The 15,767-nt window shown below is 45.6% G+C and carries 14 protein-coding genes; 12 read left to right on the plus strand and 2 right to left on the minus strand.

The annotated features are described in order from the left end of the window. The first annotated feature begins 93 nt into the window (after positions 1-93). Together QZ327_RS10620 and QZ327_RS10625 are read left to right on the plus strand one after the other, a co-directional pair. Complete coding sequence (locus QZ327_RS10620) at positions 94-2,550, plus strand: FAD-dependent oxidoreductase (protein ID WP_294619129.1); 2,457 nt, start codon at positions 94-96, stop codon at positions 2,548-2,550. A gap of 7 nt (positions 2,551-2,557) precedes the next feature. Then, the gene (locus QZ327_RS10625) at positions 2,558-2,905 is read left to right on the plus strand and encodes a winged helix DNA-binding protein (RefSeq protein ID WP_294619131.1); all 348 of its coding nucleotides are present in this window, start codon (positions 2,558-2,560) and stop codon (positions 2,903-2,905) included. A gap of 10 nt (positions 2,906-2,915) precedes the next feature. Here the strand turns inward: QZ327_RS10625 and rlmH are convergent, their stop codons facing one another. Next, complete coding sequence (gene rlmH / locus QZ327_RS10630; RefSeq protein WP_294619133.1) at positions 2,916-3,389, minus strand: 23S rRNA (pseudouridine(1915)-N(3))-methyltransferase RlmH; 474 nt, start codon at positions 3,387-3,389, stop codon at positions 2,916-2,918. Positions 3,390-3,623: 234 nt separating this feature from the next. Here rlmH and QZ327_RS10635 point away from each other — a divergent pair, with 234 nt between their 5' ends. From QZ327_RS10635 to QZ327_RS10665, 7 genes are all read left to right on the plus strand, one after another. Further along, entirely contained in the window at positions 3,624-4,016 is a 393-nt protein-coding gene (locus tag QZ327_RS10635; RefSeq protein WP_294619135.1) for a DUF4783 domain-containing protein, read from the plus strand. Continuing rightward, complete coding sequence (nadC, locus tag QZ327_RS10640; protein WP_294619137.1) at positions 4,009-4,857, plus strand: carboxylating nicotinate-nucleotide diphosphorylase; 849 nt, start codon at positions 4,009-4,011, stop codon at positions 4,855-4,857. The genes QZ327_RS10635 and nadC overlap by 8 nt, the downstream gene beginning before the upstream one ends. Positions 4,858-4,993: 136 nt before the next feature. Next, complete coding sequence (locus tag QZ327_RS10645) at positions 4,994-5,605, plus strand: sigma-70 family RNA polymerase sigma factor (protein ID WP_294619139.1); 612 nt, start codon at positions 4,994-4,996, stop codon at positions 5,603-5,605. Further along, complete coding sequence (locus QZ327_RS10650; protein WP_294619141.1) at positions 5,589-6,668, plus strand: porin family protein; 1,080 nt, start codon at positions 5,589-5,591, stop codon at positions 6,666-6,668. The genes QZ327_RS10645 and QZ327_RS10650 overlap by 17 nt, the downstream gene beginning before the upstream one ends. Positions 6,669-6,689: 21 nt before the next feature. Next, positions 6,690-7,235 (plus strand): DUF4943 family protein, encoded by a 546-nt coding sequence (locus QZ327_RS10655; RefSeq protein ID WP_294619143.1) that lies wholly within the window; start codon positions 6,690-6,692, stop codon positions 7,233-7,235. Positions 7,236-7,298: 63 nt separating this feature from the next. Continuing rightward, complete coding sequence (locus QZ327_RS10660) at positions 7,299-7,976, plus strand: DUF4858 domain-containing protein (RefSeq protein ID WP_294619145.1); 678 nt, start codon at positions 7,299-7,301, stop codon at positions 7,974-7,976. 85 nt (positions 7,977-8,061) lie between these two features. Beyond that, a complete protein-coding gene (locus tag QZ327_RS10665) occupies positions 8,062-8,982 on the plus strand; it encodes a nitronate monooxygenase (protein ID WP_294619147.1) in 921 nt (306 codons plus the stop codon). Between the two features lie 67 nt (positions 8,983-9,049). On the opposite strand, the gene ald is transcribed toward QZ327_RS10665, so the two are convergent. Next, a complete protein-coding gene (gene ald / locus QZ327_RS10670) occupies positions 9,050-10,150 on the minus strand; it encodes an alanine dehydrogenase (RefSeq protein WP_294619149.1) in 1,101 nt (366 codons plus the stop codon). 186 nt (positions 10,151-10,336) lie between these two features. On the opposite strand from ald, the gene QZ327_RS10675 reads away from it, so the two are divergent. The 3 genes from QZ327_RS10675 (at position 10,337) to QZ327_RS10685 (ending at position 15,553) form a co-directional block, all read left to right on the plus strand. Beyond that, on the plus strand, positions 10,337-12,040 hold the full coding sequence (locus QZ327_RS10675; RefSeq protein WP_294619151.1) for a M23 family metallopeptidase: 1,704 nt from the start codon (positions 10,337-10,339) through the stop codon (positions 12,038-12,040). A gap of 51 nt (positions 12,041-12,091) precedes the next feature. Continuing rightward, on the plus strand, positions 12,092-13,729 hold the full coding sequence (locus QZ327_RS10680; RefSeq protein WP_294619153.1) for a C69 family dipeptidase: 1,638 nt from the start codon (positions 12,092-12,094) through the stop codon (positions 13,727-13,729). Between the two features lie 81 nt (positions 13,730-13,810). After that, positions 13,811-15,553: a phospho-sugar mutase gene (locus QZ327_RS10685; protein ID WP_294619155.1), complete on the plus strand. Its 1,743-nt coding sequence runs from the start codon at positions 13,811-13,813 to the stop codon at positions 15,551-15,553. Positions 15,554-15,767: the final 214 nt, after the last annotated feature.

A 15,767-nucleotide genomic window follows, 5' to 3' on the forward strand; every position in this document is an offset into this window, starting at 1 on the left:
TATTATTCACTAAAATTTAATCAGTTAACATTAAACTATTTTATTTTGAAAAATAATTCTTTCTTTGCAGTATCAAACTAAAAAGAAAGAATTATGAGATATGTAATTATTGGTGGTGTAGCAGGTGGAGCTACAGCTGCTGCCCGGTTAAGAAGAGTGGATGAACAGGCTGAAATAATTTTGCTGGAGAAAGGTAAATACATTTCGTATGCCAATTGCGGATTGCCTTATTATATAGGCGGAGTTATCGCCGAGCGTGAAAAACTGTTGGTTCAGACTCCTGAAACATTCGGTAAGCGTTTCCGTATTGATGTGCGAGTGGAGAACGAGGTTATTGCCATTCATCCGGAGCGTAAAACATTGATTATTCGTAAGGCGAACGGCAATGAATATGAAGAAAACTATGATAAACTTCTCCTCTCTCCGGGAGCTAATCCGGTGAAGCCGCCTTTGGAAGGTATTTATTCGGAAGGTATCTTTACACTTCGCAATGTGGAAGATACCGATCAAATCAAAGCATATATTACAAATAAACAGGTGAAACGTGCAGTTGTGGTAGGAGCAGGTTTCATTGGGCTTGAAATGGCAGAAAACCTGTATCATGCAGGCGTTTCTGTCTCCGTGGTGGAGATGGGTAATCAGGTCATGGCACCTATTGATTTCTCTATGGCTGCGCCTATCCATCAGCATTTAATTGAAAAAGGTATCTCCCTCTATTTGGAAGAAGGCGTTACGCATTTTCAACGTAACGGGCAGGGAATAACCGTATTTTTGAAAAGCGGAAAAACAATCCTTGCCGATATGGTATTGCTTTCCATTGGTGTACGTCCGGCAACGGCATTGGCGCAACAGGCAGGCTTGAAGTTGGGTGAAACGGGCGGTATCTGGGTGGACGAGCATCTGGAAACATCCATCAAAGACATCTATGCAGTGGGCGATGCCATTGAATATCCTCATCCGCTGACCGGTAAACCGTGGCTCAACTATTTGGCTAACCCGGCCAACCGTCAAGGACGTATTGTTGCCGACAACATGGCATTGGGAAATATCACATCCTACGAAGGCGCCATCGGTACATCCATTGCCAAAGTCTTTGATATGACAGTGGCTTCCACCGGGCTTGCCGCCAAGCGCCTGAAGCAATGGGGAATGGAGTATCAAAGTTCGGTGACTCACTCTGCATCCCATGCCGGCTATTATCCTGATGCATTGCCGTTGACTCTGAAACTGACATTCCATCCCAAAACCGGAAAACTGTATGGAGCGCAGTGTATAGGTTACGAAGGAGTGGATAAGCGCATTGACCAGATAGCGGGACTAATCAAGCGCGGAGGTACCGTATACGATTTAATGGAGACGGAACATACCTATGCGCCGCCTTTCTCCTCTGCAAAAGATCCTATTGCCATAGCCGGATATGTAGCTTCCAATATTATCAGCGGTGCGATGCCAGCTATCTCTTGGCGTGAACTTGTTGAAAGGAAAGATGAACTGATGCTGATAGATTCCCGTACGCCTGAAGAGTTTTCGTTCGGTACTATCCCGGGAGCTGTCAACATTCCGCTGGATGAGATGCGCGACCGCTTGTCGGAAATACCCACGGATAAGCCCATCGTGCTGTTCTGTGCCGTAGGCTTGCGTGGCTATTTGGCACAACGTATTCTGATAGGATGCGGTTATCGTAATACGGTTAATCTGATAGGCGGTTATAAAACCTATTCTATAGCAACGGCGCCTGTTCCTTCTTCCGTAACATCGTTTGATGTGCCGCCTGCCGTATCCACTCCGGTTCAATCGGTACAGGGCGGTTCGGTTAAAGAACCTTTGAAAATCAATGCCTGCGGTCTGCAGTGTCCCGGTCCTATCATGCAGGTAAAGAAAGCGATGGACAGTATTGCTCCGGGCGAGCGGGTGGAGATTGTGGCAACCGATGCCGGCTTTGCACGGGATGCTTCTGCTTGGTGTGCTACTACGGGCAATAAGTTGATAGGGAAAAAAGAAGAAAAAGGACGATACACCGTGTTACTTGAGAAAGGTGATGAGGCTGGTGCCTGTTCGTCATTGCTTCCGGTGGCAGGTGAGAGAGGGAAGACTTTAATTCTTTTCAGCGATGATTTAGATAAGGCTTTGGCTACTTTTGTACTTGCCAACGGCGCAGCGGCAACCGGACAGAAAGTTTCGATATTCTTCACTTTTTGGGGATTGAATGTATTGAAGAAGATGCGGAAACCCCAGACACAGAAAGATATTTTCGGGAAGATGTTTGGCATGATGCTCCCGTCCAACTCTTTGAAACTGAAACTGTCTAAGATGAACATGATGGGGCTCGGTAGCCGGATGATGCGTTTTCTGATGAAGCGCAAGGGGGTAGATTCTTTGGAATCCTTACGTTCTCAGGCATTGGCACAAGGAGTGGAGTTTATTGCCTGCCAGATGTCTATGGACATGATGGGTATTCAGCGTGAAGAGTTGCTGGATGAAGTGACCATAGGCGGTGTGGCAACCTATATGGAGCGTGCAGACAAAGCGAATGTAAATTTATTTATATAACGAAACCATGAAAGCCTTATGTAGAATCCGCGACATTTACCGTGCCATAGCCGAATTTGAGGTGAAATTCATGCAGGAGTTCGACTTGTCACTGAATGAGGGAATGTTGTTGTGTACCTTGCTTAACACGCCTAAGCTTACTTCCGGTGAAATTGCGGAAGTACTCGGACTGTCGGCATCCAATACCTCTAAGGTAATACGTTCCGTAGAGGAGAAAAAACTGATTGTCCGCTTGGTGGGAAAAGCAGATAAGCGTCAGATGCACTTTGCTCTGACGCCGGAGGGAAAGAATCGCATCACGGTAATAAAAAACAGTATTCCCGAACTCCCTGCGCTATTGCAGGAGATTATTTAAGGCGATTAGTTTATTCGTGGTGGTACGGTCCGCCGTTCAGTATCGTCATGGCACGATATAACTGCTCCACGAAGATAAGCCTTATCATTTGATGTGAAAAGGTCATGCGCGAAAGCGACAGTTTCTCGTTCGCTACTTCGTAGACTTTCGGGGAAAAACCGTAAGGACCTCCGATAATGAAAATCAGCCGTTTGTTTACGGTATTCATCTTGCGCTTCATATAGTCTGCAAACTCTATGGAGCGCATTTCTTTTCCTCCCTCATCCAGCAATACCACTACATCGCCCGGTTGGAGCGCTTTCAGTATCAGTTCGCCCTCTTTCTCTTTCTGCACCTCGATGGAAAGGTTTTTGGTGTTTTTCAACTCCGGAATAATTTCCATATCAAACGAGAGGTAGCGCCGTGTACGTTGTATGTAGTCGTTGATGGCTGTGATAAAGTGTTGTTCTACGGTTCGTCCTACGACGAGCAAAGTCATTTTCATGTGAGTCATTGATTTTGACGTGAATTCTTTCTGTCGGATACACGTGATTTTAGTGCAAAAATAATCCTTTCTTGTGAGAATGGTATCTTTCGTTACATATTATTCTCTCAGTTCCCTTATCGCGTACAAATTTACAACTTTTACCCTATGCGAAATTTCAATGAATAAAATCGGGCTTTTTTCTTGTTATTTATAAGATTTGCTTACCTTTGCCTATCATTAATACTTGTGAAAATGAATAAACGAGTAGTAATATTATTAGGGTGTCTCTTGGTTTGGGCGGTTTCGCTTATGGCGCAAGAGGTGCCGTCGGGAGTGGTTGCAGCCTTTAAGAAAGGAAGTTCCCAAGAATTGAACGGGTATCTGGGCGATAAGGTAAAATTGATTCTTGAGAATCGTCCGGTAAATGTAGACCGTCGGGCGGCAGAGGACAAAATGTCGATTTTCTTTGCCGGTAACCGGGTAAGCGGTTTTACCGTAAATCATCAGGGGAAACGTGACGAGTCGGGCTTTATTGTCGGTACATTGGCAACTGCAAACGGGAATTTTCGGGTGAATTGTTTCTTCCGAAAAGCGGCAGACAAATATGTAATACACCAAATAAGAATAGATAAGACAAATGAATAAAGAAGAAGAATTGATTGACAGGCTGATTGACTTGGCCTTTGCCGAGGATATAGGTGATGGTGACCATACCACTCTTTCGTGTATTCCTGCTACGGCGATGGGTAAATCCAAACTATTGATTAAAGAGACCGGTATTCTTGCCGGTATCGAAGTTGCCAAAGAAGTATTTCATCGTTTCGATCCTGCTATGAAGGTGGAAGTGTTCATCCATGATGGGGCCGAAGTGAAACCGGGTGATGTAGCTATGATTGTAGAAGGTAAAGTGCAATCTTTGTTGCAGACCGAACGCCTGATGCTCAACATTATGCAGCGTATGAGTGGTATTGCTACCATGACCCGTAAATATGCTGAGAAATTGGAGGGCACAAATACACGTGTGCTCGATACCCGTAAAACGACTCCTGGTATGCGTATCTTGGAAAAGATGGCGGTGAAGATAGGGGGAGGCGTAAATCATCGTATCGGTTTGTTCGACATGATTTTGCTGAAAGATAACCACGTTGACTTTGCCGGTGGAATTGATAAGGCAATTACCCGTGCCAAAGGATATTGCAGAGAGAAGGGTAAGGAACTCAAGATAGAGATAGAAGTGCGTAATTTTGATGAATTGCAACAAGTGCTCGACTTGGGCGGTATAGACCGTATCATGTTTGATAACTTTACCCCTGAGATGACAAAGAAAGCTGTAGAAATGGTGGCGGGTCGTTACGAAACGGAGTCTTCCGGCGGTATTACTTTCGATACGCTGCGTGATTATGCCGAATGCGGCGTAGACTTTATTTCGGTAGGTGCTTTGACACACTCTGTAAAAGGTTTGGACATGAGTTTTAAGGCATGCTGATAAAGGCGGAGAATATAGGGGAAAGCCTCTCATACAGAATACTGCTCGTTACGACGGTTCTATGAGGGGCTTTCGTTTGTATGAATGTTTTGTTTTTTAACTTCTTTTTGGAAATTCTGCCGCAGCATTTTGCAGGATGTTGCGTCTAACTGACAAACAGCGTAAAGAGGCGCCTGTAAAACGAACACTGACATTGGAAAATGAGATAGAACTAATAGAGGGCTGCCGGGCAGGAAAAGATTCTGCCCGAAAGGAACTTTACACGCTCTATTCGAAGCGGATGTTGGCGGTGTGTTACCGTTATACGGGGGATATGGATGCAGCGCACGATGTCATGCACGATGGCTTTGTCAAAATCTTCACTCGTTTCACCTTTCGTGGTGAATGTACGTTGGTCACTTGGATAACGAGGGTTATGGTGACACAAGCTATCGATTATCTGAGGAAGCGGCATCGTTTCAGCCAATTGGTGGTAAACGATGGACAGTTTCCCGATGTGCAGGATGAAGCATGTATTGCTGAAGGTGGAAGCCGACTGTCGGAAGAAGTCTTGATGGCGTTTGTTGCGGAACTGCCCGACGGATGCCGTACGGTGTTCAACTTGTACGTATTCGAGGAGAAGTCGCACAAGGAGATAGCTGAAATACTTCACATCAAAGAGCATTCTTCGACCTCGCAGTTACATCGTGCCAAGTGTATGTTAGCGAAAAGAATTAAAGAATATACTGAATATGAGCGAAAAAGATGAAATTACCGGATTGTTCCGCAGTCGCCTTGCAGGTGCGGAGATGACAGTACGCGATGGCTTTTGGGAAAAGTTGCAGGAAGATGCGGCTGTTTCTATTGTAAGCCGGAAGAAAGGTCTTGTTCTATCTCCGAGATATTATCGGATAGTGGCTGCCGCGTCTGTTATATTCACTTTGGGAGCTGCTTCCGCTGCTTTCTGGTATTTTTCTCCGAAAGAAGAAATAAAGGAGGCTTTTACGCAGGTGGCTGCTTATACGCCCGAAGGCAATCTGGATGGTGATGTGGTGCAGGAGTTTTTTCCTTCCATACATCAGGTGGCACCAATTGTGCAAAATACCAGTATGGGATACCCTGTAAAGGTAGTTCCCGCAGGTATGGTGATGCGGTCGGAAGACGAGAACGAGTCCGTATCAGTTCGATTTTCCATTACTATCAGACAGCAACAGGTCGGTGGCGGTTATTTCAACGGTAACGATGCTTTGCAAAACGGTAATCCTTATTACAATATTTTCAGTCGGGGTGTTTCCGATATCTTTTCCACTGTTCCTGCGGAAGAAGAACCGGAAACAGCTTCTCCGATATGCCGAAAATCATCTAAGTGGGCATTGAAGGCAGTTCTTGGAACTTCTCTTCCTCAAGGAGACTATAGTATGCCGTTGACAGCGGGAGTTATGGTAGAACGCGTATTGAACAATCGGTTCGCTTTGGAAACGGGGATTCAGTATAACCGTTTGCATGCAGACCGTACGCTTCATGTTGTGGGTATTCCCGTAAATCTGAACATGCTGGTGGCAAGTACTTCGAAAATCGATTTCTATGCCACTGTGGGAGGAGCTGCCGCGAAATGTGTTGCCGGTGCTTCGGACAATGGCTTTACTGCGGAACCTGTTCAGTTGTCGGTCATGGCAGGAGTAGGGATGCGTTACAAGTTGAACGACCGCTTTGCTTTGTTTGCCGAACCTTCGGTGTCCCATCATTTCGATACGGATTCCGAAACCCGGACTTTGCGGACAGAACGCCCTACGAACCTGAACCTTTTGTGCGGAGTACGCATGACTTATTAACCTTAAATACAATGTAGCAAAATGAACACTCTCTATAGAATATACAAATACGCATACGTGATTTTTGCAATGGTATCCTGCCTTGTGCTTGTATCTTGCAATAAAGGATCGTTGGATTACAATCATCCGGATGTAGCATTGTTTGTAAAACAACTGAAAGCGGGAAAATACGTTGTTCAAAACCCAGAGGGATTGAGCAATGTTCCTAAGTTTACCAAAGAAGATATTGAGGAACTCTTGAAGTATGCCGAGGATTTAACGGTGATACCTTCTTTTCCATTGGCTCCTGTATCGTATTCTGCGGGTGGAAAATTGCGCTTGGGCGAGTGTATTTTGTGGACAGTGGAAACAATCCGTTTGGGACATAATGCTTCGATGGGATGTAAAATGGTGCATGTTGATGCCGAGAATTATGAAGGTATTTATTTCCTGACTGATGAAGAGGTACTTGATGCAGTTGCTCGTTATCGTCGCTGGTGGGAAGGACGGAAATATCCGCGCACCATGTGGACGGTAGACCCTTGCTATAATGAGCCGCTTTGCGGAAGTAGTTATATGTGGTGGTGAGTTTTCCGTAAGTAGAGTTGTGAGGTATGAAGTGTAAGGTTTAAAGTATAAGGAAGCAATCGGGTGAAACGTATTATTCTCTTTTTAGGGTTACTTTGTGCAGTAACCTTTTCTCTTTATGCTCAAGAGTGGACACCGCAAGACTCTTTGCGTTTGCGCCAATTGCTTGATGGCGGAGGAGAGGTAAAACTGAATCCGGATGTGTTAAAAGAGATAGGTGTGGATGCTCCTTTGGGTTCTCCGAAGATAAATGTGAATAAGACATGGCTGGATTTCAATGTTTCCTTACCTGCAGTGCCTCGAATGCCCGAGAAGAAGGTGGTACTTACTTTGCGACCTTATACCGCAAATACCAAATATAACTGGGATCCTGTTTATCAGAAAAAAATCACGATAAATGAGAATACATGGCGGAGTAATCCGTTTTACGAACTGACGAAACTTAAAATTTATACCGACTGGGCAAAACGTCCGTTGGATACCGGACCACGCGAAAGCATCGAACAAATAGAAGCTACAGGTTTACGCTATACGGTGACCGAGCGTGCCAACAATATGGCAGTAGGCGGTTGGCATGGCGCTGGTGGTAGTGGTGGCGGAATCTCAGTCGATTTGATGCGTCCTTTCACAAAAGATTTTTGGAACATTAAAGGACGTAAACGCCGCGCACGTACGTTGGAAGTATTAAAGACTTATGGCGACTCCATTAATACCTGTCATAAAGAGACAATACTCAAATAGAGATATCCCGTCTTTTATCCTTAAATATTGAACTTAAGTTCTTGGTTCCTTGTTTCCATAGAAATAAATCTTATAAGGATAGACAATGGATAGAATAACATCTCTGTTTGGGATAAAGTATCCCATCATTCAAGGGGGCATGGTGTGGTGTAGTGGATGGAGGTTGGCATCGGCAGTGAGTAATGCCGGTGGTTTGGGCTTATTGGGGGCAGGTTCCATGCATCCCGAGACTCTACGCGAACATATAAGGAAGTGTCGTGCGGCTACACATCATCCATTTGGAGTGAATATTCCTTTAATGTATCCCCAGATAGAGGAAATCATGCAGCTTGTGGTAGATGAAGGAATACGGATTGTATTTACCTCTGCCGGTAATCCTCAAACATGGACCGGTTGGCTGAAGAAGCATGGTATCACGGTGGTACATGTTGTGTCATCGTCGCGTTTTGCCATGAAAGCCGAAGCCGCCGGTGTGGATGCCATTGTGGCCGAAGGTTTTGAGGCCGGTGGACACAACGGTCGCGAAGAGACTACTACTCTCTGTCTGATACCTGCCGTACGTGCGGTTACTACGCTGCCATTGATTGCTGCGGGTGGCATTGCTACCGGTGAAGCAATTCTTGCGGTACGTATTTTGGGAGCTGAGGGTGTTCAGATTGGTACACGCTTTGCATTGACCGAAGAAAGCTCTGCCAGCGAAGTGTTTAAGAAATATTGTTTGCAACTGAAAGAGGGTGACACCCGTTTGTTGTTAAAAAAATTGTCTCCGGTACGTTTGGCACGTAGTGGGTTTCAGCGGGCAGTAACTGCTGCCGAAGCTGTTGGGGCTACGGAGGAAGAATTACGCACCCTTTTATCAAGAGGACGTGCCAAACGTGGTATTTTTGAGGGAGATATCGAAGAAGGTGAACTTGAAATCGGGCAGGTTTCCGCCTTACTCAATAAGAAAGGAATACAGACAGTAGCGGAAGTTATGGAGGAGTTGTTGGCTGATTTTGAATTATGAATTTTGAATTATGAATTGCCATTCGGCATGGTCGACTCATAATTCAAAATTCATAATTCAAAATTCTTCACGCTTTTTCATATTTCATCCCAAACACGTCCGCCACTGCTTTATACGTTACTTTTCCTTCTACTACATTCAATCCCAATGCCAATGCCGGATCGTCCTTGCATGCCTGTTTCCAGCCTTTGCTGGCTAAGGCTATGGTATAAGGTAACGTTGCATTTGTCAATGCCATAGTAGAGGTAAACGGCACGGCACCGGGAATATTGGCTACCGCATAATGCACGATATCGTCTACCACATACGTGGGTTCGCTGTGGGTGGTAGGATGAGATGTTTCGAAACATCCGCCTTGATCGATGGCAACATCCACAAGTACGGTTCCGGGTTTCATCATTTTCAGCATATCTCTTGTAATCAAGTGCGGTGCCTTATCACCGGGAATCAGTACGGAACCGATTACCAAATCTACGGTAGGCAGTTCCATCTTTATATTGTGGAGTGAAGAATAGAGTGTTTTTACGTTCTTGGGCAATACTTCACTCAGATAGCGCAGGCGCGTCAGGTTCACATCCGTAATCATAACCTCAGCACCCATTCCCGCAGCCATTTGTGCGGCGTTGGTACCAACTACGCCGCCACCTAAGATAAGCACGCGTGCGGGACGTACACCCGGTACGCCTCCCATCAGTTTCCCCTTTCCACCTTGCGGCTTCTCCAGAAAGCGTGCTCCCACTTGGGCGGCCATACGTCCTGCCACTTCACTCATAGGGGTGAGCAATGGTAATGAGTGGTCCTCTTTTTCTACTGTTTCATAAGCAATACATACGGCACCGCTCTCAATCATGGCTTCGGTCAGTAGCTTATCGGCAGCAAAATGGAAGTAGGTAAATACAACTTGTCCCTTTCTTATCAATTTGTACTCCGGTGCGATGGGTTCCTTTACCTTGACAATCATGTCGGCTATGGCATAAACGTCTTCAATGGCAGGCAGTATTTGTGCACCTGCGTTGATGTAATCATCGTCAGAGAACCCGCTGTTTGTGCCGGCGGTTGTCTGTACATACACCGTATGACCTTTCTTCGCCAATTCGGCTACTCCGGCAGGGGTCATTCCTACGCGGTTTTCGTTGTTCTTGATCTCTTTGGGTACTCCGATAATCATAATGTTATCTATTAATGGTTAAACATGTTGCAAGATAACGATTTCTCTGTCTCATTGTCATCCTATACCACGTGTTTTACAACAGAAAATACCTGGCTATTTATGGAGTAGGGCAGCAGGATTATGCTTTTTTGGTTAGGCAGAGAGAACTATTCTTCATATATTTGCGCCGGAAAAAAACAGGATATGATTTGTAAGAATATAAGATACGCTATATCTCTCTTTTTTTTGTTTTTCGCAGGTGGCGTACAAGGCGGATATGCACAAGAGGCCTCCGATATGAATGTTACATCGGATGTACAACCGGCATCGTTCATTCCACCTTTTGATTTTCCTATTGTTTTTTCCGGTAATTTCGGCGAGATACGTGCCAACCATTTTCATGGCGGGCTGGACTTCAAGACCGGTGGAACCATAAGCAAGCCTGTACACGCTTTGGCAGACGGACATATTTCGCGCATACGCGTGACGCATGGTTCGGGATACGTATTGGATGTGGATTACGATAACGGTTATTCCACCATCAACCGTCATCTCAGTGCATTTGTAGGCGATATAGCCCGCAGAGTAAAAGCCTTGCAGTATGAAAAGGAGAGTTGGGAAGTGGAGATTGTCCCCGAACCGGGAGAATATCCGGTAAAGGCGGGGCAGGTGATAGCCCTTAGTGGTAATACGGGCTACTCTTTCGGTCCTCACCTGCATTTGGATATGATTGAGTCGGCAACGGGAGACTATGTGGACCCGCTGCCTTTCTTTATGAAGAAAGTGAAAGACAATACTGCTCCTCGTGCCGAAGGCATCATCCTGTTTCCGCAACCGGGTAAAGGCGTAGTGGATGGGAAGCAAGTATGCCAGGTGTTTCCGGTAACTCCTGTCGAGCCTATTACTGCTTGGGGAGTGATAGGAGCGGGTATCCGGGCGTATGACTACATGGATGGAGTAACCAACCGTTATGGTGTGCATACCGTCATACTCGAAGTGGATGGTGTAGAGGTGTTCCGTAGTGTGGTAGACCGCTTTGCTTATGAAGAAAACCGTTATATCAACTCATGGACTCATGGACAGTATATGAAATCGTTTATCGAACCCGGTAACCGCCTGCGTCTGTTGCATGCTTCCAATGGTAATCGGGGATTGATAGAGATTAGCGAAGAACGTCCTTATCGCTTTGTGTATACTTTAAGCGATGCGTTGGGCAATACTTCCAGAGTACGCTTCACCGTATTGGGAAAGAAAACCGATATCCGTCCTGTAGAACATCGTGAAAAGTATCTCTTCAGATGGAACCGAACCAATTATCTTCAGGAACCCGGATTGGAATTGGTTGTGCCGCGTGGAATGTTGTACGATGATGTCCGGCTGAACTACTCCGTACGTGCCGACAGTGGGGATGTGGCTTTTACTTATCAGTTGCACGATACGCGTATCCCCCTGCATGGGGCTTGTGAGATGCGTATCGGTTTACGTATCGACCGTTTGGAAGACAAATCGAAATATTATGTAGCAGGTGTTACGGCTAAAGGCGGAAAATACAGCATTGGTGGTATTTATGAGGACGGTTTTATGAAAGTCCGTATCCGCGACTTGGCTACGTATACGGTAGCGATAGATACTGTACCACCGGAGATAACTCCGCTCAATCCTCAACAGTGGGGACGTACGGGGCGTATAGTCTTTAAAGCCAAAGATAAAGAGACAGGAATAGCCGGTTATCGGGGAACGATAGACGGGAAATATGCCCTGTTTGGCAAACTTAATTCCATTAACGGAAATCTGATTTGCGAACTTGATCCGGAGCATGTAAAGAAAGGCGGTAAACATACCGTGGAGATGACTGTGACAGACGGGTGCGGCAATCAGACCATCAGACAGTTCCATTTCGTATGGTAACTCTTTATTCGGAATGTATCATTATCAAATAAACCATATAATAACAGAAGTATGAAAAGATTAACTCTCTCCGTCTTATTAGTGGTGGCAACTGTGTCGAACGCTTTTGCCTGTACCAACCTTATTGTAGGTAAGAACGCTTCTACGGACGGTTCTACGATTGTTTCCTATTCAGCCGACTCCTATGGGCTGTTTGGCGAGTTGTATCATTATCCCGCAGGTGTGCACAAAAAGGGCACGTTGATTGACGTGCACGAGTGGGACACCGGCAAGTACCTCGGTCAGATAGAGCAGGCGCGTCAGACCTACAACGTTATCGGCAACATGAACGAATTTCAGTTGACTATCGGTGAGACCACTTTTGGCGGACGTCCCGAATTGGTGGATACTACCGGTATCATTGATTATGGAAGCCTGATTTATCTTGGGCTGCAACGTTCGCGCACTGCCCGCGAAGCTATCAAAGTGATGACGGAACTTGTACAAGAGTATGGCTACTACAGCAGCGGTGAGTCTTTTACGATTGCCGATCCTAACGAAATCTGGATTATGGAGATGATAGGCAAAGGTCCCGGTGTGCGCGGTGCCGTATGGGTGGCAGTCCGCGTGCCCGATGATTGTATCTCCGCACATGCCAACCAAAGCCGTATTCATCAGTTCGATATGAATGACAAGAACAACTGCATGTATTCTCCAGATGTCATCTCCTTTGCCCGTGAGAAAGGTTATTTTGACGGAGTAAACAAGGATTTTAGTTTTGCGAATGCCTATGCACCGCTCGATTTCGGTGCCCGTCGTTATTGCGAGGCCCGTGTATGGAGTTACTTTAATATGTTTACCACGCGGGGCAATGAATTTTTGCCTTATATAACAGGCGAAACGGATACCCCGATGCCGCTTTTCGTGAAACCTAACCGTAAAATCTCCGTACAGGATGTAAAGAACGCCATGCGCGATCATTACGAAGGTACTCCTCTTGACATCAGCAAGGATTTCGGCGCGGGGCCATATCATGCTCCTTATCGTCTTTCTCCGCTTTCCTTTAAAGTGGATGATAAGGAATATTTTAACGAACGTCCTATCTCTACCCAACAGAGTGGTTTCGTGTTTGTGGCGCAGATGCGTTCCGCTTTGCCCGATGCCATAGGCGGGGTATTATGGTTTGGTACGGACGATGCCAATATGACTGTATTCACTCCTGTATACTGTTGTACGGATAAAGTTCCCGTGTGTTATTCCCGCGTGGATGGTGCGGATTACATCACTTTCTCCTGGAATTCTGCCTTTTGGATTTTCAACTGGGTGGCAAACATGGTATATCCCCGTTACGACCTGATGATTGGCGATGTACGTGCCACGCAGACCGAACTCGAAACTACTTTTAACGATGCGCAGGAAGGCATTGAATCTGCTGCTGCCAAATTGTTGGAGAAAGACCCCGCCAAAGCGAAAGCATTCTTGACCAATTACACCGGCATGGCGGCACAAAGCGCTTTCGACACGTGGAAGCGTTTGGGTGAATTTATCATCGTAAAATACAACGATGGCGTGGTTCGTAAAATGAAAGATGGAAAGTTCGAACGCAATGCCATCGGTCAGCCTGCCGGTGTGGTTCGTCCGGGCTATCCGAAAGAATTTCTGGAAGAATATGTAAAACAGACGGGTGACCGTTATAAAATGCCTGATTGATTAGGATATTCGAACTTATTCTTCTACATTTGTGACTCAACAAAAAAACGAGTTATTAACCTTTAATATTAAAATAGTCTTATGGAAAATCAAGAACTGATTAAACAAGTGACTGAGAAAGCCGGGAAATGGCTTACTCCGGCATACGATGCCGAAACTCAGGCGGAAGTGAAGCGTATGTTGGAAAATCCAGATAAAACCGAACTGATAGAGTGTTTTTATAAAGACTTGGAATTTGGAACGGGCGGTTTGCGTGGTATCATGGGAGCCGGTAGCAACCGTATGAACATCTATACGGTAGGTGCTGCTACTCAGGGATTGGCTAATTATCTGAACAAATGTTTCAAAGACCAAGAACAAATCTCTGTTGTAGTGGGACACGATTGTCGTAATAACAGCCGCAAGTTTGCTGAGATTTCGGCAAATATCTTCTCTGCAAACGGCATCAAGGTTTATCTCTTTGATGATTTGCGTCCTACTCCCGAAGTCTCTTTTGCCATCCGTCATCTCGGTTGCCAAAGCGGTATCAACCTGACTGCAAGCCATAACCCGAAGGAATACAACGGCTACAAGGCTTATTGGGATGATGGCGCGCAAGTGCTTGCCCCGCACGATACTGCCATTATCGATGAAGTAAACAAGGTTACTGTCGAGGACATCAAGTTTGAAGGTAACAAAGATTTGATTCAGATTATCGGTGAAGATGTAGACAAGGTATATCTGGACAAAGTTCATACCCTCTCTATCGATCCGGAAGTAATCAAGCGTCAAAAAGACCTCAGTATCGTATATACCCCGCTTCATGGCGCAGGCAGAACGCTTATTCCCGCTTCTTTGAAAGAATGGGGATTTGAGAACGTACACTGCGTGCCCGAGCAAATGGTGAAGAGTGGAGATTTCCCTACAGTCGTTTCTCCGAATCCCGAAAATGCGGAAGCTCTTTCCATGGCAATCGAACTTGCCAAGAAGATTAATGCCGATATTGTAATGGCAAGCGATCCTGATGCCGACCGCGTAGGTATGGCTTGCAAGGATGATAAGGGCGAGTGGGTGCTGATTAACGGTAACCAGACTTGCTTGCTCTTCCTCTACTATATTATCAAGAACCGTATCGCAACCGGTAAGATGCAACCTACGGACTTCATTGTAAAGACCATTGTAACGACCGAACTTATCAAGGCTGTTGCCGATAAGAACAAGATTGAAATGCTCGACTGCTACACCGGTTTCAAATGGATTGCACGTGAAATCCGTCTGCGCGAAGGTAAACAGCAATATATCGGTGGTGGTGAAGAAAGCTACGGTTTCCTTGCCGAAGACTTCGTTCGCGATAAGGATGCCGTGTCTGCTTGCTCGTTGCTTGCAGAAATCTGTGCATGGGCTAAAGACCAGGGAAAAACGCTGTATGACATCTTGATGGACATCTATGTAGAGTACGGCTTCTCTAAGGAAACCACTGTCAATGTGGTAAAACCGGGCAAGAGCGGTGCCGATGAAATCAAGGCTATGATGGATAATTTCCGTGCCAACCCGCCGAAAGAAATCGGTGGCTCTGCCGTTTCGTTGATTAAGGACTACAAGACGCTGAAAGTTACCGATGCACAAGGCAATGCTACTGCGTTGGATATGCCTGAGACATCCAATGTTCTTCAATATTTTACGGAAGACGGTACGAAGATTTCTGTTCGTCCGTCCGGTACGGAACCTAAGATTAAATTCTATATTGAAGTGAAAGGTGAAATGGGATGTTCCAAATGTTATGGCAATGCGAACGCTGAAGCTGAGAAGAAAGTGGAAGCTGTGCGTAAGTCGCTTGGAATCTAAGACAATTCCTGATAACAGAAAGGTGCAAGTGGTTTCCTGCCGCTTGCACCTTTTTTATATTCCGATTTGTTTTTAGGAAAGTTCCCTAAAGATGTTCCTACATTGTTTTTCCGTCCTGATTAAGAGCCTGTTTAAATTTTGTTCAGCATTATTTTGAGTGTTCTTTTCGAGGATGTTTTTCAATTTTTATGAGGAGCATAGCGGGCTATGTGAC

Source organism: uncultured Bacteroides sp., from assembly GCF_910578895.1.
GTDB lineage: Bacteria > Bacteroidota > Bacteroidia > Bacteroidales > Bacteroidaceae > Bacteroides.